The following is a 19636-nucleotide window of genomic DNA, read 5'->3' as shown; positions in this document are numbered from 1 at the left end:
TGGAGGATTGCCCCGTGAACATTCGTACCTCGACCCGCTCGGGCGGCCGTTCTGCCCGCCGCGCCCTGCGCACTGCGCCCAACTTTGATATGCTGCCTGGCCTGACCCGTGGCATCCCCTTGTGTGAGGTGATGGATGACGCTCAGGTTGATCGCATCGACAACGCATCGATGGATATTCTCGAAAATGTCGGCGTTCAGTTCCGCGACCCCATCGCGCTTGAGGACTGGAAGAAGGTCGGAGCCAAGGTCGAGGGTGAGCTGGTCTATCTGGATCGTGGTCTTGTACGCGAGTTGATCGCTACCATCCCCAGCGATTTCACCTATCACGCGCGCGATCCGAAAAAGAACGTGCGGCTGGGTGGGCCGCATTCGATCTTTGTGCCCATGACCGGAGCGCCCTTCCTGCGCGATCTGGAGGATGTACGTCGGAACCCCACGCTGGACGATCTGGCGATGTTCCACAAGCTGTCGCACATGCTGCCCGCGCTGCATTCCAGCGCGCATCACATCGTCGAACCCTATGACCACCCGATCAGCCAGCGCCATCTGCGGATCACCTATTCGTCGATGAAACACTCGGACAAGACTTTTATGGGCATGACCACCAGCCCCAAAAACGCCGAGGATGTGATGGAGATGTGCGCCATCCTGTTCGGCGAGGATTTTCTTGAGGATCACCCCGTCACCACCGGCAACTGCAACGGCAACTCGCCTCTGGTCTGGGATGAGACGATGCTGGGCGCGATGCGCGCGTTTTGTCGCCGCAAGCAGCCGGTCCTGTGCTCACCCTTCGTGTTGGGCGGGGCGAACACGCCCGCATCTGTGCCCGCCACGGTCGCGCAGTTGAACGCCGAGGCGCTCAGCGCGCTGGCTTATACGCAGGTCATCCGCAAGGGCGCGCCCGCGATCTATGGGCATTACCTGTCGACCGTCTCGATGAAATCCGGCGCACCGATGGCAGGCACGCCTGAGATCAGCCTGATGAACTTCATGATCGGTCAGATGGCGCGGCACTACGGCGTGCCGTGGCGCACATCGAACACGCTGGGCGGGGCCAAGACCTTTGATGCGCAGGCCGGCTATGAATCCGCCACCACGTTGCAGGCGGTGATCCATGCAGGTACCAACTATATCTGGCATAGCGCGGGTTGGAATGAGGCCGGGATGCACTGCTCTGTCGCCAAGTTCATCGTTGACGCAGAACAATGCGCCATGGCGTACCGCATGGCCGAGGGGCCGAAATGGGGCGATTTCGATCAGGCCATCGCTGCCGTGCCTGATGTTGGCCCCGGTGGGCACTATCTGGGCCACCCGCACACGCAGGACAATTTCCAAAGCGCATTCTTCATGCCGGAACTGTTCGACAACAACTCGATTGAGCAATGGCAGGCCGAGGGCAGTGTCGAGATCACCGAACGCGCCCTGACCCGCGCCAAAACCCTGCTGGCCGAGTACCAGGAACCCAAGCTGGACGAGGCCAAAAACGAGGCTCTGCTGGATTATATCGCCCGCCGCGAGAGGGAAATTCCCGCCGCCGATGAATTGAACCAAAGCTACTAAGGTCATCTCCCCCGAAACTTGCCCGCCCGTCCCCTCGGGCGGGCTTTTTCAAACCAGAGGTATTATGGATATGACAGGAAAAACCGCCCTTGTGACCGGGGCCGCAGGCGGGATCGGAGCCGCCATTGTGCAGCGCTTGCGCACTGCCGGGGCCCGGGTCGCCGTGGCGGATCGCGATGTTGCAGGGATTGCAGCAGACGCCCATTTGCCCGGCGATCTGCTGGATGCAACCTATGCAGACGCTCTGCCGCAAAGCGCCTTTGAAGTGCTGGGCGGTCTGGACGTCGTGATCAACAATGCAGGTGTCATCACACGCGGTTCGGTTGCCGAGACCTCGGATCAGGATTGGTCCCTGTCGTTGGGCGTGAATGTCGAAGCTCCGTTCCGCATCTGCCGCGCCGCGATTCCCATAATGGCCGCAGCGGGGGGTGGGGCCATCGTCAACACCGCGTCATGCTGGGGGTTGCGCCCCGGTCCCAATCACGCGGTCTATTGCATGACCAAGGCGGCCATCGCCTCATTGACCCAATGTATGGGGATGGACCACGCGCACCAAGGTATCCGCATCAATGCCGTCTGCCCGAATGAGGTGAATACGCCGATGTTGCGCTCGGGCTTTGCAAAACGAGGCTTCGACCCGGACAGTGCGGTGGCCGAACTGGGCCAGACTGTCCCGCTGGGCCGTATTGCCGAGCCCGAGGATATCGCGGATGTGGTGATGTTTCTGGTCTCGGACGCGGCGCGGTATATGTGCGGGGCGTTGGTAGAAGTGAACGGAGGCAAACCCGTCGCATGACCCGTTTTGATGGACAAACCGCTTTGGTGACAGGCGGACGCAGCGGGATCGGCCGTGCCATTGTCGAACGCCTGCGGGATGAGGGCGCGCAGGTATTTACCGCGCAGCGTGGAGGGGATGAAAACGGGATCGAGGCTGATTTCGGCGATCCCAACAGCCCGCAGGCGGTGGTCGATCAGGTCATCGACCGGGCCGGGCGGCTGGACATCCTGATCAACAACGCAGGGATGATGCAGGAAGCCTCGGTCGAAGACATGAGCCTGGACGATTGGCAGCGCACTCTGACGGTCAACCTGACCGCTCCGTTTCTACTGATCAAGGCCGCGCTGCCGCATCTGCGCAGGACAGGGGGTACCATCGTCAATATCGGGTCCATCGAAGGGTTGGGCAGCAATCCCGGCCACGCGGCATATTGCGCGTCTAAGGCTGGGCTGCACGCGCTGACCCGCGCGGTTGCCGTTGATCACGGGGCCGAGGGCATCCGCTGCAACGCCGTGGCTCCGGGCTGGATCGACACGGAGTTGAACGTGGATTTCATCGCCTCGATGCCTGATCCCGAAGGGTTCGCCGAGGATATCAAACGCATCCATCCCATCGACCGCACCGGCAAACCCGAAGAAGTCGCGGCGCTGGTGGCTTTCCTCGCTTCCAAGGATGCCAGTTTCATCACCGGTCAGGTCTACACGATTGATGGCGGGCGCATGGCAAAGCTCAGCTTGCCCTGATCATTCATCCCGCGCGCGCCATTCCTTCCACCGCAGCACTACATTCGCACCAAGTTCGCGGAAGGGCTGGGGCGGCAGGCGCTTCGGGGGCTGTTCGGCCTCGAAATGGCGGGTGATGTCGGACCTGTGCCCGCAGGCGCGTTCCGCTGCTGCGATGCCCGTTAAAGTGCCGCGTGCTGTGCCCAGCCCGTTTTGAACACAGCCGGAGTAGACACCCGGTTCGATTTCACGCGCGACGGACACACCATTGAGGCTTAGGCAGAGATGACCGGCCCATTGGTATTGCATCTTCAGGCCCGCCAGCTGTGGAAAGCGCTGATCGAACTTGCGCTGCATAACGCGCCCAGCCCGGCCAAGATCGCGCGCAGTGGCGGTCATGCCGGGGCGCAGTGCCGCGCAGGTGCGGGTGATGATCCGGTTGCCGCCCTGACCGGTATCAATGCGCCGCATCGTGGTTCCCATCGGGTCGGACGGCGTCACGCCCCAGCGCGACTGGCCACCGATGACAGCCATCTGATCCGCGTCCAGTTCGGGTGTCATGGCCGCGAACAGGAACAGTTGCATCAGCCGGTCGGTCTCGATCCCGAAGCTTTCCAGATGTCCATTCACCGTCAGGATCACAGCACCCGTACTGACCGAGCCGCGCGCCGTTTGCACCTGCCATGCGCCGCCCTGTTTTGCAAAGCCGGTTACGGCGGAATTCTCGAACAGCGCTACACCATCTTTGATCAATCCAGCAGCCAGCCCGCGCACGTATCCCGCTGGTTGCAGCATCACTGTCCCCGGCGTGTAAAGGCCAGACCGATAGTGGCGCGAACCTGTCAGCTCATGCATCTGCTGCGAATCCAGCACCTCGGCGGTCTCACCCAGACTGGCCAGATGCTTTGCGTAGCTTTCATTATGGGCGTGACCCGCTGCACTGGCCGCGCCGTTCACCTTGCCCGCCGGATCGAAAAAATTCGGGTCGATCTGGTACTGTTCGACCGCTTCGCGCGCAAAGGCGATGGCTTGCCGGTTCAACGCGATCATCGCCCGGTCATCGCCCGCGCCCGCATAGTCATCCGAGGCCAGATCATGCGGCAGGTCGATCATAAAGCCCGAGTTCCGCCCCGCCGCGCCTTCGGCCACGCGCCCGGCTTCGAGCACCACGATCTTTGCATCTGGTTGCAGTTGGATCAGACGCCGGGCCGCCGACAACCCGGCAAACCCCGCGCCGATGATGGTGAAATCGGCAGCAATTTCGCCTTCCAGCTCGCGGGCGGGGGGCTGTGCGCCAAGGATGGCGCTCCAGGCTGCTGGCCCGCGGTGGAGGGGCAGGGTTCGGGCGGTGTAACTGCTCAATCCACCGCCTCATCCGTGTCATCGGCCAGATCAATCCAGATGGTTTTCAACTGGGTATATTGATCATGCGCGTGGACCGAATTGTCCCGCCCGCCAAAGCCCGACTGCTTGTACCCCCCGAAGGGCGTGGTGATGTCGCCCTCGCCAAAGCTGTTCACCGTGACTGTGCCCGCCCGGATTGCCCGCGCCGCGCGAATGGCGCGTTTGGCGTTGGCTGTGAAGATCGAGGCGCACAGGCCATACTCGGTGTCATTGGCGATTCTGATGGCCTCGTCAAAGCCCGAGACTTCGATCACCGATAGCACGGGGCCGAAAATCTCCTCACGCGCCAGTACTGCGTCATTGCCGGGCACCTCAACAACTGTAGCTTCGACAAACCCGTCCTTGGCGGTGCCGCCGATCACCACGTTTTCGGCCTGTTCCAGATAGCCGCAAACCTTGTTGTAGTGCCCGTCGCTGACCAGCGCCCCTATGCGGGTCTCGGGGTTCAGCGGGTCGCCGATATTCCACTGTTTCGCGTGATGCGCGATCCGCTTTAGCAGTTCGGCCTTCACATCCTTATGCACGATCAACCGCGACGAGGCCGAGCAGTTCTCGCCCATGTTCCAGAACGCGCCATTCACCACATGCGCGGCCACGCGGTCCAGGTTTTCGGCATCCTCCATCACGATGGCGGGGTTCTTGCCGCCCATCTCAAGCACCACCTCTTTGGCGTTGCTTTCCGCCGAATAGGTTAGGAACTTCTTACCGGTGACGGTGGACCCGGTGAAGGACACCATGTCGATATCCATATGCCGCCCGATGGGTTCTCCCACTTCGGCTCCGCCGCCGGGCACAATATTCAGGACGCCACGCGGCAGACCGGCCTCCATCGCCAGCTCCGCCAGCCGCAGGGCGGTCAGAGTCGTCTCGGCCGCCGGTTTCACCACCACGGAACAGCCCGCCGCCAGAGCAGGCCCGATCTTCCATGCCAGCATCAGCAACGGGAAGTTCCACGGCAGCACCAGCCCCACCACACCAATCGGTTCACGCACCACCATGGCGATATGATCGTCGCTGGCAGGCGAGACCTGATCATAGATTTTGTCGATCGCTTCGGCGTGCCATTTCAGGCAGTGGATCGTCTCTGGCACATCGACCGTCTCGCAGTCATAGATGGTCTTGCCGCTGTCGATGCTCTCCATCACCGCCAGTTCGCGGGCATTGCGCGTCATCAGTTTACACAGACGGATCAACACGTCTTTGCGCTCGGACGGGTGCAACTTGGACCAACGGCCATCGTCAAACGCCTCGCGGGCCATTTCAACGGCAAAGTCCACATCCGCTGCGCCACAGGCGGCGATATCCGCCAATTTATCGCCGGTTGCGGGGTTCACCGTCTCAAACGTCTGGCCCGAGATCGCGGGGCGGTAGCCGCCGTCAATGAACGCCCCGGTGGGCAGGTCCAGACCTGCGGCGATGGATGTGTATTCGTCCTTTGTCAGCAGTTCCATTGCCTTACTCCTCCGCCACGATGTCAGCGATTGTTTGCTTCAATACGCGCGTCACCTGTTCCAGCGCGCGCTTGTCATCCTTGTTCAGACCTTTCAGCGGAGGCCGCATCACACCCGCTTCAACCCCGTTCATGGTCACGCCGTGCTTGATCGTCTGGATGAACTTGCCGCCCTGTTCCAATACCCGCATCAAGGGCATCATCGCCGACATGATCCGGCGGCCCTTGGCAAAATTCCCTTCGACCACGCAGGCGTGATACAGCGCGACATGTTCCGCCGGCAGAAAGTTTGACCCGCCGCAGACCCAGAATGGTGCGCCCCAGGCAAAGAACTCGAGCGCCTGATCATCCATGCCGCAGCCGAGTTGGATATGAGGGTAGTCCCGCGCCAGCAGATGCACCCGGTTGATATCGCCCGAGCTTTCCTTGATGCCGCAGAAGTTGCGGCTGCGGCCGACACGGTCAAGGAACTCCTCGCCCATCATGGTGCCTGTGCGGTGCGGATAGTTGTACAGCATCACCGGCAGGTCGGCGGCCTTGTCGATGGCCAGTGCGTTCAGAGCGTTTTCCCGGTCGGTGGGCACTGAATAGGGGGGGCTGGCCAGCAGGATCGCGTCCGCGCCAATCTCGCGTGCACCAGAGGCCAACGCGATCGAGTCCGGCGTCAGCATAGCGCCAGTCCCCACAACCAGCGGCAGGCGGCCTTTCAACTGTTGATGCGTAAACTTCGCCAGCTCCAGCCGTTCATCGACGGTCTGTGCATAGTTCTCGCCGGTGGACCCGCCCGAGATCAGCCCATGCACGCCATTTTCGATCAGGTAGTCGATCACCTGTGCCAAGGCATCCCAATTCACGGACCCATCGTCGTGATGGGGCGTGACCACCGGGGTATAAATCCCCTCAAACTTGAAAATCGGGTTCATTGCATCCTCATGCAGGTTTTGAAAGCGGAGCACCCATAGGCACATCCAGCGCGTCAGGCATCACGAACAGTTCGATCTGATCCCGTGACAGGTTCCAGTGGTCTTCGGCCAACTGCGCAGCAGCCGCCTCATCGGCCGTTTCGATGGCGGCGATGATGGCGTCGTGCTGGCGACTGGCTTCGGACAGGTTTTCGGTCATTTTGGCCGTTTGAGGCCGATAGAAGGTCATCCCGATCCGGGCGTGATCAATCAGCAGGCGGTTGAACGAGGGCAGAAGGTAGACATTGCCCGACATCTTTCCGGTCACGTCATGAAAGCGGTTATTGGCCAATGCGCGATCCTCGGCAGACCCGGCGCGCAAGGCCGCTTTGAACCCCTGCTGCGCGTCCTTCAACGCGTCGATCTGCGCCCGCGTTGCGTTCCCTGCGGCCAGCCGCAGAACAGCGCCATAAACCATTGGGGCGGCCAGAAAGAAGTCGCGCAGCGTGGTATAGGACATCTCGGACACCCGCGCCGACCGATTGGTGCGCAGGTCCAGATAGCCTTCGCCTGCCAGTTGCCGAAACACCTCGCGCAGAGGCGTGCGCGACAGACCGAACGCATCGGACAGATGCGCCTCGTCCAGATCGGTGCCCGGGCGCAGTCGCAGGGTCAGGATCGAGACCTTCAGGTGCTCGGACAGTTCAGCTTTTCGGGATTTGGCGTCGTCTTTCATGCGTCCCTCCTGCGATGCCAGCGCGAATCGCGCCCGGCTGGTCGTGTTGTCTCTGTATTCTAAAAAAATACAACTTGTATACAGAAAAAAATCGTGCAGCATAGTCTCTCGAACGAAACCTGGGCTAATGCGGCCCGTGCAGTGGAACATCCCATGCAGCAAACCCGGCACATAACTTTCATCCTGATCGAGGAGTTCTCGCATCTCGCATTTTCCTGCGCGGTCGAGCCATTGCGGATCGCAAATCTGGTGAGCGAGAAAAAGCTGTATGACTGGACCCTGATCTCAGAGAATGGCGAGCGGGCGATATGCTCGAACGAGTTGGTGACGCTGGTGCACGGCGGGTTGAACGACCTGCCGAAAACGGACCAGTTGTTTGTCTTGTCGGGCATTCACATGCGCAGCCACGTCACGCGCCCCTTGCTGGCTGCGCTCAGGCGCGAGCGCGCGCGAGGGACCGCAATCGGCGCGTTGTGTTCGGGGGCTTGGCTGCTGGCCGAGGCGGGGTTCCTGGATGGGATGCAGGCCGCGATCCATTGGGAATACCACGACGCCTTCATGGAAGCGTTTCCCGAAGTGAACCTTGTTCGCAGTGTGTTTGTCGCAGATGAAAAACACATAACGGCCTCTGGCGGAACTGCGACGGCGGACCTGATGCTGCACTTGATTGAACGCGATCATGGTGAGGAGCTGGCGATCGCAGTGGCCGACCAGATGGTTTATAACGCGGTCCGCAATGCGACCGCCAAACAACGCGTTTCGCTGCAGTCGCGCAACGGGATGCGCAACGCGCATTTGGCCAAGGCAATCCATATCATGCGCGATTGTATCGAAGCGCCTGTGTCGCCGTCTCAGATTGCTGACGATTTGGGGATTTCGACCCGACAGCTCGAGCGGTTGTTCGGAAAGTACCTCAATACGTCGCCCAAGAAGTACTTCATGGAACTTCGTCTTGAGCGTGCCCAGAAACTTCTGTTGCAGACCGAAGCCTCGGTCACCGAGGTGGCGATGGCGTGCGGGTTTGAAAATCCGGGTCATTTCTCGCGGGTTTACCGTTCGAGTTTTGGCGTCACACCGCACGCGCAGAAAAGCAAAATCGACTGAACTTTGGCAGCCGGGGGGAGCTGCTCTGCCCATGGGCGAGTCGGACCGGACAGGCGCTCGTCCCCCTGATCCCGCTCGTACCCCCTCGTTAAAATCTTACTGGTAAACTGACCCGCGGGATAGGATGGTTATACGTTGGGAAATGGGCACAACTATTGCCATATCATGACAGTTTCGTGGGGGAATTGGGCAGGAAAACGGGCCTCTGCCGCATTTTGGTGCATTCTGCGAAAGTCGCGAAAAACCTGCTTTTTATAATCTAAAAGCGGATATGTTTGCGTTAAACGTCTTTTTATGGCATTTTTGTAACTGCCAATAATCGGACAGTGTAAGTGAAATAAGGCAGAAAATAACATTCTAATGAATTTGAATTTTCCCATGTCCTCTTCAGGAATTAGTGCTGGAGGACCACAATGAACCTAGAAACCCAAGACGTCGTAGTGAATCCAGCTTCGCGCGGATTTCCGGTTGAAAAGCGCGAGCATCAAATCTGTCAGGCGTCCAAGGCAGCGGAAGCGGCGTTCGAGCGGATCGCCCGTGCTTCTTCGTTTGGGGCTGGTCTGACAGGGGATTTTCAGAGCCGTGTGTTTACCATTTTCCGCTGGTACTTCCTGTCGGCGTTTTGCACTCGCCTGCTTTCGGAATCCGCACATCGGTTAGAGCACCAGACGTTGCAGGTTTCACTGGACATTTACAGCGCAGTCCGAATGGTCCTGACCGACAGCGAGGTGGAAGAGTCCATGGCGCTGGTGCGGATTGAGCGCACTTCACCTTCATTGGTGCGTGCCAACGATATTGGTGCGCGAGGTCATACCGTTGGCTGGGTCGCGGCCGGTTTGCATGAAAAGGGCAGAGAATTTCCGGGCGAGATCGAGAACGCGCTGGCTGGTGCGCTGGCCGCGTCAAATCGCTTGAACTGAGAAAACCCGCCAATACCGCGTCGGTTGGGCGCAACTGTTTACACAAGGCGCTTTCCTTGATTACGGTTCGGATGAGTATTTCCGATTTCTAGTAATTTAGGGTTTGTAGCCATGTCAGAGACGCTGGACCTTCATAAATTTGAAAACCTGAGTCCCTTTGAAATCAAAGACGAACTCATCAAGCTGGCTCAGAAAGAGTCTCGTAAATCTACACTACCTTACTTGAATGCGGGGCGGGGTAACCCGAACTGGATCGCGACCAAGGCGCGCGAGGCGTTCTTTCTGCTTGGCCAGTTTGCGATGACCGAGGCACAGCGGCACCGCAACGAGCCGCAGGTCGGTCTGGCCGGGATGCCTCAGGGTCCGGGGTGCTATGACCGACTAAAGGCATATTGTGCCGCGCGTGACGGGCGCGATTCACCACCGGGCGCGGACACGCTGGCGTCTGCCGTGGACTTTGCGATTCAGAAATTCGGTTTCGATCCGGATGATTTCGTGCTGGAGTTGACCGACAGTATCGTTGGTGATCACTATCCCATGCCTGACCGATGCCTCGAACATAACGAGGTGATCGTGCACGAATACCTGATGTGGGCAATGTGCGCGGGGCATAGGCCGGACGCGAAATTTGACATCTACGCGGTCGAAGGCGGCACGGCCGCAATGTGCTATATTTTCAAGGCGCTCAAGAACCAGAGGCTGCTGAACGCAGGCGACACCATCGCGCTGGGGACGCCGATTTTCACCCCTTACCTGGAAATGCCGGTACTCGAAGATTACGGGTTGAACGTGGTAGATGTGTCTTCGGAGGAAGAGGACCATTTCCAGTTGACGGATGACGACCTTGAACAGTTAGCCGACCCCAAGGTCAAGGCGCTGTTCCTGGTGAACCCGGGCAACCCGTCATCGGTCGCCATCAGCCCCGAGGTTCTGGCCCGGCTGGTAGAATTCGTCAAAACGCGTCGCCTTGATCTGATCATCCTGACCGATGATGTCTACGGCACCTTTGTTCCCAACTTTCAGTCGGTAATGGGGCATCTGCCGGAAAACACGATCGGTGTTTATTCCTACTCCAAGTATTTCGGCTGCACGGGTTGGCGGCTGGGCGCGATCGCCGTTGCGCAGAACAACATCTTTGACAAGATGATTGCCGAGGCACCGCAAGAGGTCAAAGACGTCGTGAACGCCCGGTACACGCCGCTGACGCCTGATCCTTCCGGCTTTAAGTTCATTGACCGCATCGTCGCCGACAGCCGAGACGTGGCGCTGAATCACACGGCCGGGCTTTCTCTGCCGCAACAGGTGATGATGACGCTGTTTTCGCTGGTTGAGATGATGGATGAGGACAAATCCTATCAGGCGTTCTGCTGGGGCATCCTCAAGCATCGGTTTGACGAACTGGTTGACGGTATGGGGATCGAGGTTCCCGACAACCCTCTTTTCGATCGCTACTATGGCATCATCGACTTTGAGTTCTGGCTGCGCAAATACGTGGGTGATGAGGTGGTCGAGTGGATCAAAGAGAATGTGCACCCGCTGGATATTTCGTTCAAGCTGGCGCAGGATCACGGGATCGTTTTGCTGAACGGGTCCGGCTTTGACGCTCCTAACTGGTCCGCGCGGGTTTCTTTCGCCAATCTGGACGATAGCGCCTATCGTCAGATCGGACGAGCGGTGCGGGCGGTCGCCATAGGATATGTGCAAGCCTACCGCGCGTCCAAAGGTTTGCCGCTGCATGGATGATTAACGTTCAAGGTAGCCCAGCATGGAATTGATCGGTGCAATTTTCGGTGCCCACCCTGAGTTGGCCCTGTTTTGCAGTCTGGCTATCGGCTACGCCCTCGGAAAGATCACGATCGGCTCTTTCACCGTCGGATCGGTGGCGGGCTGTCTTCTGGCCGGAGTACTTGTCGGCCAGACCGGGGTTGTCGTGTCGGATGATCTGAAGCAGGCGTTTTTCCTGCTGTTTTTATTCTCTATCGGCTATCGGACGGGGCCACAGTTCTTTCGGTCTTTGAACCTTGGTGCCTTGCCACAGATCGCTGTGACGGTGTTGCTGTGTGTCGTGGCACTTTTTGTGGCAATTTTACTCGCTCCTTTGATGGGTCTGTCTGTTGGTGTTGCGGCGGGGCTTTTGGCTGGCGGTGCTACAGAAAGCGCGACGCTGGGCGTGGCCATAGACGCCTTTGCCAAGACGGGCGCAGACGAAGCGGCGCAACAGATTTTTGACGCTGAAATCGCGACCGGTTTTGCGGTGGCCTATTTCGTCGGCGTCATCGCAACGATCTTTTTTCACACGCAGCTTGCGCCCCGGTTCTTTGGGCGGTCACTGAAAGAAGCCTGCGCCGAGTATGAGGCTGAACTGGAGGACACCGATGCGCCGATGGTCCCAAAGCACCGGGATTTCGAGGCCCGAGCCTATCTGATCAACCCCGAATTTGCAGGGCACACCGTGGCCCAGCTTGAGGCGCGCGTGCCCGACCATGTGCGCGCATTCATTGACAGGGTGCGGCGGGGGGACAGAATTCTTCCCACAACCGGTGACATGGTTCTTGAAAAGGGTGATATCGCTGCAATCGCCGGGATGCGCACGTATCTGATCGATCATGCCGATGTTCTAGGCGAGGAGGTCGAAGACCCCGAATTGTTGGACCTGCCTGTTGAAACCAGCGACATCGTCGTGACCAACAGCGCAGTGGTCAACAAATCAATGGGCGAGCTTTCCACCCGCCCCGAGGCCCGCACGGTCTTTGTGCGCGGTATCATGCGCAGTGGTGAGCGTCTGCCGATCTTTCGAGGCGTAACCCTTCACAAAGGCGATGTGCTGACCGTCTCGGGGACGCGCAGCCATATTGAGGCCGCCGCGGCCAAGCTAGGGTATCTGGATCGTGCGACCAACAAGACGGATATGGTTTTTGTCGCGTTCTTCATCCTGTTGGGCGGGTTGATCGGCATCCCTGCGCTGAAATACGGTGCGATCGAACTTGGCCTTGGTACGTCAGTAGGCGTGTTGCTCGGAGGTCTGGTCGCGGGTTGGTTGCGGTCAGTACACAGGACATTCGGTTTCGTGCCAGAAGCGACGCTTTGGATTTTCGATTCAGTCGGCTTGTGTGTCTTTGTAGCCTGCGTCGGCATTACCTCTGGTCCCAGCTTTGTGACGGGTGTGCTGGAAAGTGGACCTTCGCTGATATTTGGATCGCTTGCCATCGTTGTTCTTGCCCACGGTGCTGCAATCATCGTCGGGCGCAAGGTTTTCGGGATAAACGAGGGCGTTCTGGCCGGAACATGCTGTGGTGCCGGGACATCTGCGCCAGCACTGGCCGCCGTACAGGAGGCCGCGCAAAGTCAGGTTCCAACCCTTGGCTATGGGTTGGGTTACGCGGTGGGTAACGTCCTGCTTGCCCTTTGGGGCTCGGTCATCGTGATCGTGCTGATGTGACTTATGGAACGAATGCCACAACCAGCGGCCCCCAGAGGGTTAGGAATATGTTTGCCACCGCATAGGTCATCGTGAAGGCCGGTGTCGGGGTCGAGTTTCCGGCCTTTTCCAGCAGGGTAGCGAACCCCGGATTGCCCGACCGGGAACCTGTCACCACTGCACAGGCTTCGATCGGGTTGCGGATACGCAGGGCGAAATAGTTGATAGGAAACTGAACGATCATCGGCATCATGGTGACCACAACCCCCAACAGCAAAAGGGTGATGCCATATTGCTGTATCGCCTCAAGCGCTGGCTGGCCCGCATTAAGGCCGACAACGCCGACAAAAACAGCCAGTCCAAAGCTCTGGAGGAAATTCGCGGCACCTCTGTTGATGCCCCCAATCTTGGGCCTGCGAATACGCATGTACCCGATGATCAGGCCAGTCACCAAACAGCCCAGCCCGGACCCCAGCGCCACTTTTGTTCCTGCGATGACAAAGCTTATTTCCCCGATCAGGTAACCAATCGCGATCCCGAACCCAAGCGCAATGAAGTTCGTCACCGAAGCCGCAGGGGGCACATACCCTGCCTGTTTCGCGACGCGGTTCAGATCGTCCTTATGTCCGACGATGCTGACCTCGTCGCCTGCGTGAATCTCGGTGTTGTGCAGTACTGGAATATCATGTCCCATCCGGGTGATTTTGGAAATGTAGACCCCGCGCCGTTGATCCGCTGAAAGGGTTTCGTGCAGCTCTCGCAGGGTTTTGCCCGCAAGCTCTCTGTTTGTGATAACGACATTGCGACGTTCTTCCACGATCGCCAGTTCGGGAGGGTATTCTCCGACTTCGCCATCGGCGGTGCCGTCAAACTTTGTCAGGGCAGAGACCAACCCAGACACGACGACAATGTCGCCTGCATTGATCACGGTGTCCGGCGTTGGCTCAAGTGCGGTGCCCTCACGCAGGAAACGCTCGACCACCAGATCACCGTCATAGTCCCCTTCGATGTTGGCAACGGTCTTGCCTATGGCGGCAGACCCTTGGTTGAGTTGATAGGCGCGGGCGTCAAACCGGTTCATGGGAAGAAACTCGCCTTCCTCCAGCTTTTGTCCGCCGCCGCCCAGTTTTTGGGCCAGCTTCAAGGCTTCTTGCCGCAAGTCGCATCGCATGATGATTGGAATGATGCTGACGGCCAGAATGGGTCCGATCGAGCCAAAGATATATGTCACCGAATACCCAACGGCGATATTGGTTTTCAGCTTCTCGGCTTCGTCCGCAGCAAGCCCCAACAGGTCGATGGCATTCCCGGCGGTGCCGATGATGGCCGATTGCGTCAAACCTCCGGCAGCCAGCCCTGCGGCCAGCCCTTTGTCCAGCCCTGCCCATCGCGCCACGACGATAACGAAGAACAGTCCCCACAGGGTCATCATGAAGGCCGCCAGCAACTTGGTCAGCGCGGTGCGGTTCAACGCGGCAAAAAACTGTGGACCACCGTTGTAGCCAACCATGAAGATGAACAGCGAGAAAAAGACGTTCTGAACATCCGTGCTTAGGTTTATCCCACCGATCTGCCCCACGAACACGGCCACAAGCAAAGTTCCGGCAATGCCGCCCAGTTCAAATTTCCCAACCTTGAGCTTGCCCATTCCGTAGCCAAGGCCGAGGCACAAAAATAATGCCATAATCGGGTAGGTGCGAAGTTGTTCGGCCAAAAGATCCATGATCAAATCTCCAGGTTAAATTCGTCATACCCAAAGCCGGTTTTGGCGTCTCAGGGCACTGAAACTTCATGTAAATTCAGATGGTCGCCGTCGCGTTCGTGTCAGGTAAGCACTCGTCCGGGATTCTGTCAAATCTGGATCGGCTGGCAGTCGGTCGGTATGGTTGACCTAAGAGGTCAGGGCACCATTTACACCAGCCTAGTTTCCCGAAATGCGCTGCCAGCAGAAACGGGTTTGGCAAGAAATCACATGCTTTTGGCAAGCGCCAACTCCCATGCTTGGACTAGGCACTCCTATTTGTGTGTCACTTTGAAAACAGTAATTCCTGCCATGCGAAAGAACAGCTTTTTTAGCGTGGTCCAGCTTACGTTGGATTGAGACTCTCAGATGACTGAACATCAAAGAAAGAAAACGCTGCAAATGGCACAGCAATCTATCCTGATGGGGGCAAGCCTATTGTCCCGGCTTGCCGCCGAAGACCGCAGGATAGCAGCGCATGCAGGGGAAAGCATGCATAGCCGCGATCGCAAAGCCTTTCGCAGATTGGCTCAGGCCGAGGCGTTGGAGGCTGTTGCCGAGGAACTCAAGCGGTTGCAACTGCAGTAACGCGAGACCGGTGATGCGGTGACCTGTGTGTCAGCAGTTCTCGCGTTTGAGCCAGATCAACGAGGGGCTTAGAAAATTCCCTATGCTTTGGCTACTCGACGAAACAGAATTCGTGAGCAAGCATTGGATTGGGCCAGCCGGTAGTTCCATTTTGGAAACATCACAGCAACCCGAATTTAGTCTGGTCATCCGGGCTTCAAAACCGTCGAGTTTTGGAGGAGGAAGAACATGACGACCCGGCGAGATGTATTGAAGGCCATTCCAAGTGTCGGCACAGCTTTTGCAGTTTCCGGCGCAGTATTGTTGGATGACTCTGCGGCGCTTGCGCAAGAAGCTGCACCGCTAGAAGGACATTTTCACCCGAACGGCAAAGCGCCTTCTCAATACACGTTGGATGTTCTGGACAAGGCGCGCGATGCCCTTCCGTTTTCGGACCGACTGGATTTCGATGAACAGCAGCGCGGTCTGATTGCGGAAATGCCCGACAAAAAGATCATGGCCGATGCGGGGCATGTGGCCTGGGACAAAGAGCGGTTCGATTTCCTCAATTCTGATACGGATTTCGACAGCATACATCCTTCATTGCAGCGAATCTCGCGCCTCAATCAGAATTACGGTCTCTACGAGGTTATTCCGGGTATCTATCAGGTGCGGGGGTTCGACCTGTCGGATATTTCCTTTGTGCGCGGCAAGACCGGATGGATCGTCATTGACCCGTTGGTTTCGGCCGAACCTGCAAGGGCGGCGCTTAACTTCTTTCGAGAGCACGTCGGTGGTGAACTACCCGTGACCGCTGTGATCTATTCCCATTCGCATGGCGACCATTGGGGCGGCGTGCGCGGGGTGGTGGACGAAGCGGATGTACGGGCAGGAAAGGTCGAGATCATCGCCCCACGCGATTTCATGGAGCATACGATCTCGGAAAATGTCTATGCGGGGAACGCGATGAACCGCCGCCTGTTTTATCAATATGGGCTATTGTTGCCTGCTAGCCCTCATGGGTATGCGGGGCAGGGGCTTGGGCAGGGTGTGTCTGCGGGCTTGGTCGGTCTGATCGCACCGACGCGCATTGTTGAAGACGACATCGAAGAATTCGAGGTCGACGGGGTTCGCATGATTTTCCAGAACACTCCGGGCACCGAAGCGCCGTCCAATATGAACACCTATATTCCTGACATGAAGGCGCTTTGGATGGCCGAGAATGTCACGGCGACGCTTCACAATATCTATACGTTGCGCGGCGCACCCGTCAGGGATCCGCTGAGATGGTCCAAGTATATATCCCGTGCGCTGCACCTCTATGGCGAAGACGCCGAGGTGATGTTCTATTCGCACCATTGGCCCCGCTGGGGAAACGACCGGATTCAGGCGATCCTGCGTGATCAGCGCGACCTGTATGCCCACATGAACAATCAGGTTCTGCACTTCGTGAACACGGGCGTAACCATTAACAGGATACACAACGTCTACGAGCTGCCGCAGAGTTTGCAGGACAAATGGCACTGCCGCGGCTACCACGGCTCGCCGCAGCACAACAGCCGAGGCGTGGTCCAGCGCTATATCGGGTTCTGGGATTGCAACCCGGCCACGCTTATTCCCTTGTCCCCCGAGGATTCGGCGCCGCTCTATGTTGAAATGATGGGCGGTTCCGAAGCGATCATGACCAAGGGTCGTGAACTGCACGAGGCCGGTGAATATCTTCTGGCAAGCGAAATCCTGGACAAGCTGGTCCATGCAGAGCCTGGCAATCAGGCCGCCAACAACCTGCTGGCCGATGTCTATGAGCAGATTGGCTATCAGCAAGAGAATCCGGGACTTCGGAATTCGTTCCTGTCCGGTGCGTTTGAATTGCGCTCTGGTATTCCCGAAGGGGATATTCCCGATACGTCCAGCCCGGACGTCATTCGCGCCATGTCGACGGAACTGTTTCTGAACTTTCTTGCGATCAAAATGGACAGTCGCAAGGTCGAAGGGCACACATTCGCCATGAACCTCGTGACGCCCGACAATGGCGAGAAGTTTCTGGTCGAACTGCGCAATGCAACACTGACCAATGTCGAAGGATTCCAGTCCGACACACCTGACCTGACACTGACGATCAATCGCAGCGATCTAGAATTGACAATGGCCGGAGAAAAAACGCTGGATGAGCAATTGGCGGACGGCACTGCGACCCTTGATGGCGACGCAACCATGCTCGGGGTGTTGGCGCAGGCCATGGTCGACTTTGACCCGTTCTTCGAGGTTTTGCCGGGAACACGTGATCCGAAGGATGCCGAGGTGTCCTCGGCGGCGTTTGAAGCAGTGACCGGGCTTCCTGCGATAGAATAGCCAGAAGTGGTCTGCGAAAGCTCGGGAAAGCCCCAGTTATTCCCGAGCTTCCAGCAACCCCCATGTTTCGCCGCCAAACCCGCCATTGAACAGGTATTTGAACCTCGACGACATCCCGATGTCTTCCGTGACAGAGGTCAAGCCGTCGCCTTTGTACTCTCCCATGGAGAATATGAAATATAGCTGCCCCTCGTCGGTGACTTGGCCGACACCTTCAGCCCGTTGCTGGCTTTCGTCATCGGATATTATCGTCCAGTGAAGGCGCACATAATTCGCAAGACCTTCTTCCGCCTGAATCGAGACAATACCATTGTAGCAACATCGTTCTTCGATATACGCGTTTATCGTGTCGTCAAAATAGCCGTCGAAATATCCTTCGATAAAATACGTCCCAACAATGCTTTCCACGTCCTTGATGGGGATAATCTCCAGAGGCGCGCCAGATGCAGCGCCGGGAATAGTGTGGCAATCACGGTTCTCGATCGAACCGTCGGGCATCATGGTATTGCAGAGCTTTGCATTCAGAAGCGCCCGCTGCGCAGCCTGAGAGTTTTCTTTTTGGGCGGCTTCGTTTTTGCCTTGGTCAGTGTCGTAGAATTCTTCGATGAAACTCGCGTTGCTCAGATCCGCGTCGGTCAGGTCAGCGCCCAGAAACGACGTTCCCAATAGAAACGCATCGTCCAGAAAAGCGCCTTGAAGATCGGCCCAACTCAGGTCCGCGCCATCCAAAAACGCGTCCTTGAAATCAGCTTCGCGCAGAAACGTTTCCGAGAAGTCGGCGTTTCGCACGTCAGCCGCCCAAAAGTTCGCGCCCTCCAGTGACGCGCCGTGAAAGTTGGCGCGGCGCAAATCCGCGGCCTCAAGATTCGCGCCCCTTAGGAAAGAACATCGCAGCGTCGCACCCGTTAATCCAGCGCCGCGCAACTGCGCATTCACCAGATACGCGCCGGTCAAGTCTGCACCAACCAAGTTCGCCGAACTCAAATTGGCCCCGCGAAAGTCCGAACTCACCATAATGGCCGAGGCGAGGTTGGCGTTGCGCAAATCGGCCTCGCGCATATCGACATGTGCCAGCTCGACAGCCTGCAGATCGGCATTGGCAAGAGACACCCCGATCAGCTTTGTGTCTTCCAGGGAAAGGAATGCACGAGCTCCTTTCGTACCGGTCATCTGTGCAGAGCAGTCGCTGCTGCGCGCAGGTGGTTCCATTGCAGCCGTCCGCTTGTGAACGATGAGGTTGGCATCCTTGAGAAACTGAACGACCAGTCCCTGCCTTTCGCTGTTTATTTCCCTCATGATGGTTTGTGTCTTGGTTCTTGCGATCGCCAAAACTGCGGGTCTGGCCCATGCTTTCCCTAGCGATTGCTCAAGTTGCAATTCACCAATGGCATCAAAATAGGCTTGCATCGCGCTTGTTTGCAGCCTGCTTTCATCCCTCTCTCGTTGTCTTAGGGTTTCCTGGCGTTGAAGTTCGTTTTGCCGCTTGACCGCGATATCATTCAGCCAGAAACCACCAACCGCCAAGACAAAGGGCACAATCAGCAGGTTCAGAACATCCCATAGCGTCCGCCCCTGAAAACCCGACCAGTTCGCCGTTAGATACGCTCCGCAGGCCGAGCATGTTTTTGCGGATGCATTTGTTAACTCACCGCAATTCGGACATTTGGTCGATTTGGTCGTCCGGGAAGGCAATCTGATACCCATCCACCACTCCCGCTTCTGAGAAACATAGATTTTCGAGACAAGCGCTCTGAAGGGTTATGCCATATTTTCGCAAATCTCGGAAAGTGTTCCGCAATGAGGTGGTGTCAGGACCACTGCGCGAACGGCGGGTACAGTTTGTTAGATCGAAAGGTGCGGCGACAAAGCGCAACCGGCAGATTTGGCCGCAAAGCGCACGTCATTGGCGCTTTGGAACATGTCGTCCTGTTGATGACGTTCCACATCATCTGTGTGATTGGAATGGAGATAGGCGTATGG

The 19636-nt window shown here is 57.9% G+C and carries 15 protein-coding genes; 9 read left to right on the top strand and 6 right to left on the bottom strand.

Features of this window, described 5'->3' with window-relative positions; translation table 11 throughout:
• Positions 1-14: 14 nt before the first annotated feature.
• The 3 genes from ACR0LH_RS13180 (at position 15) to ACR0LH_RS13170 (ending at position 3083) form a co-directional block, all read left to right on the top strand.
• Positions 15-1562, top strand: a complete 1548-nt coding sequence (locus ACR0LH_RS13180; protein ID WP_480721319.1) for a trimethylamine methyltransferase family protein — start codon at positions 15-17, stop codon at positions 1560-1562.
• Between the two features lie 64 nt (positions 1563-1626).
• The gene (locus tag ACR0LH_RS13175; protein WP_480721318.1) at positions 1627-2358 is read left to right on the top strand and encodes an SDR family NAD(P)-dependent oxidoreductase; all 732 of its coding nucleotides are present in this window, start codon (positions 1627-1629) and stop codon (positions 2356-2358) included.
• Positions 2355-3083, top strand: coding sequence for an SDR family NAD(P)-dependent oxidoreductase (locus ACR0LH_RS13170; RefSeq protein WP_480721316.1), 729 nt, complete (start codon positions 2355-2357; stop codon positions 3081-3083). The genes ACR0LH_RS13175 and ACR0LH_RS13170 overlap by 4 nt, the downstream gene beginning before the upstream one ends.
• On the opposite strand, the gene ACR0LH_RS13165 is transcribed toward ACR0LH_RS13170, so the two are convergent.
• Genes ACR0LH_RS13165 through ACR0LH_RS13150 form a run of 4 tightly spaced genes read right to left on the bottom strand, consistent with a single transcriptional unit; the run spans position 3084 to position 7554 of the window.
• Entirely contained in the window at positions 3084-4424 is a 1341-nt protein-coding gene (locus tag ACR0LH_RS13165) for an NAD(P)/FAD-dependent oxidoreductase (protein WP_480721315.1), read from the bottom strand. It abuts the gene before it with no gap.
• Entirely contained in the window at positions 4421-5917 is a 1497-nt protein-coding gene (locus ACR0LH_RS13160) for an aldehyde dehydrogenase (RefSeq protein WP_480721314.1), read from the bottom strand. Before ACR0LH_RS13160 ends, ACR0LH_RS13165 begins: the two co-directional genes overlap by 4 nt.
• 4 nt (positions 5918-5921) lie before the next feature.
• Entirely contained in the window at positions 5922-6839 is a 918-nt protein-coding gene (locus ACR0LH_RS13155) for a dihydrodipicolinate synthase family protein (RefSeq protein ID WP_480721313.1), read from the bottom strand.
• Positions 6840-6846: 7 nt separating this feature from the next.
• Positions 6847-7554 carry a GntR family transcriptional regulator gene (locus ACR0LH_RS13150; RefSeq protein WP_480721311.1) on the bottom strand — a complete coding sequence of 236 codons (708 nt, stop codon included), beginning with the start codon at positions 7552-7554 and terminating at the stop codon, positions 6847-6849.
• 153 nt (positions 7555-7707) lie between these two features.
• On the opposite strand from ACR0LH_RS13150, the gene ACR0LH_RS13145 reads away from it, so the two are divergent.
• From ACR0LH_RS13145 to ACR0LH_RS13130, 4 genes are all read left to right on the top strand, one after another.
• Positions 7708-8658, top strand: a complete 951-nt coding sequence (locus ACR0LH_RS13145; RefSeq protein ID WP_170385911.1) for a GlxA family transcriptional regulator — start codon at positions 7708-7710, stop codon at positions 8656-8658.
• A 413-nt stretch (positions 8659-9071) separates the two neighbouring features.
• Entirely contained in the window at positions 9072-9578 is a 507-nt protein-coding gene (locus tag ACR0LH_RS13140) for a hypothetical protein (protein ID WP_170485676.1), read from the top strand.
• Positions 9579-9689: 111 nt separating this feature from the next.
• Positions 9690-11321 (top strand): bifunctional aspartate transaminase/aspartate 4-decarboxylase, encoded by a 1632-nt coding sequence (locus tag ACR0LH_RS13135; RefSeq protein ID WP_480721310.1) that lies wholly within the window; start codon positions 9690-9692, stop codon positions 11319-11321.
• 22 nt (positions 11322-11343) lie between these two features.
• Positions 11344-13017: an aspartate:alanine exchanger family transporter gene (locus ACR0LH_RS13130; protein ID WP_480721309.1), complete on the top strand. Its 1674-nt coding sequence runs from the start codon at positions 11344-11346 to the stop codon at positions 13015-13017.
• A gap of 1 nt (position 13018) precedes the next feature.
• Here the strand turns inward: ACR0LH_RS13130 and aspT are convergent, their stop codons facing one another.
• Complete coding sequence (aspT, locus tag ACR0LH_RS13125) at positions 13019-14719, bottom strand: aspartate-alanine antiporter (RefSeq protein WP_480721307.1); 1701 nt, start codon at positions 14717-14719, stop codon at positions 13019-13021.
• A 387-nt stretch (positions 14720-15106) separates the two neighbouring features.
• Between aspT and ACR0LH_RS13120 the strand changes: the two genes are divergently transcribed.
• Together ACR0LH_RS13120 and ACR0LH_RS13115 are read left to right on the top strand one after the other, a co-directional pair.
• On the top strand, positions 15107-15325 hold the full coding sequence (locus ACR0LH_RS13120) for a hypothetical protein (protein WP_480721306.1): 219 nt from the start codon (positions 15107-15109) through the stop codon (positions 15323-15325).
• A gap of 228 nt (positions 15326-15553) precedes the next feature.
• A complete protein-coding gene (locus ACR0LH_RS13115; protein WP_480721305.1) occupies positions 15554-17656 on the top strand; it encodes an alkyl/aryl-sulfatase in 2103 nt (700 codons plus the stop codon).
• Between the two features lie 36 nt (positions 17657-17692).
• Here the strand turns inward: ACR0LH_RS13115 and ACR0LH_RS13110 are convergent, their stop codons facing one another.
• Positions 17693-19360: a pentapeptide repeat-containing protein gene (locus ACR0LH_RS13110; protein WP_480721304.1), complete on the bottom strand. Its 1668-nt coding sequence runs from the start codon at positions 19358-19360 to the stop codon at positions 17693-17695.
• Positions 19361-19636: the final 276 nt, after the last annotated feature.

The sequence above is a fragment of the Ruegeria sp. CL6 genome (assembly GCF_056536465.1).
The sequence above is the reverse complement of the archived record's forward strand: the minus strand, read 5'-3'. Positions and strand labels throughout refer to the sequence as shown.

What these genes read in the sequence shown, in the direction of transcription:
- ACR0LH_RS13160 (WP_480721314.1), bottom strand. Translation starts at nt 5,917, where the DNA reads ATGGAACTGCTGACAAAGGACGAATACACATCCATCGCCGCAGGTCTG.
- ACR0LH_RS13120 (WP_480721306.1), top strand. Translation starts at nt 15,107, where the DNA reads ATGACTGAACATCAAAGAAAGAAAACGCTGCAAATGGCACAGCAATCT.
- ACR0LH_RS13145 (WP_170385911.1), top strand. Translation starts at nt 7,708, where the DNA reads ATGCAGCAAACCCGGCACATAACTTTCATCCTGATCGAGGAGTTCTCG.
- ACR0LH_RS13155 (WP_480721313.1), bottom strand. Translation starts at nt 6,839, where the DNA reads ATGAACCCGATTTTCAAGTTTGAGGGGATTTATACCCCGGTGGTCACG.
- ACR0LH_RS13135 (WP_480721310.1), top strand. Translation starts at nt 9,690, where the DNA reads ATGTCAGAGACGCTGGACCTTCATAAATTTGAAAACCTGAGTCCCTTT.
- ACR0LH_RS13175 (WP_480721318.1), top strand. Translation starts at nt 1,627, where the DNA reads ATGGATATGACAGGAAAAACCGCCCTTGTGACCGGGGCCGCAGGCGGG.
- ACR0LH_RS13140 (WP_170485676.1), top strand. Translation starts at nt 9,072, where the DNA reads ATGAACCTAGAAACCCAAGACGTCGTAGTGAATCCAGCTTCGCGCGGA.
- ACR0LH_RS13110 (WP_480721304.1), bottom strand. Translation starts at nt 19,360, where the DNA reads ATGGGTATCAGATTGCCTTCCCGGACGACCAAATCGACCAAATGTCCG.
- ACR0LH_RS13130 (WP_480721309.1), top strand. Translation starts at nt 11,344, where the DNA reads ATGGAATTGATCGGTGCAATTTTCGGTGCCCACCCTGAGTTGGCCCTG.
- ACR0LH_RS13115 (WP_480721305.1), top strand. Translation starts at nt 15,554, where the DNA reads ATGACGACCCGGCGAGATGTATTGAAGGCCATTCCAAGTGTCGGCACA.
- ACR0LH_RS13170 (WP_480721316.1), top strand. Translation starts at nt 2,355, where the DNA reads ATGACCCGTTTTGATGGACAAACCGCTTTGGTGACAGGCGGACGCAGC.
- aspT (WP_480721307.1), bottom strand. Translation starts at nt 14,719, where the DNA reads ATGGATCTTTTGGCCGAACAACTTCGCACCTACCCGATTATGGCATTA.
- ACR0LH_RS13150 (WP_480721311.1), bottom strand. Translation starts at nt 7,554, where the DNA reads ATGAAAGACGACGCCAAATCCCGAAAAGCTGAACTGTCCGAGCACCTG.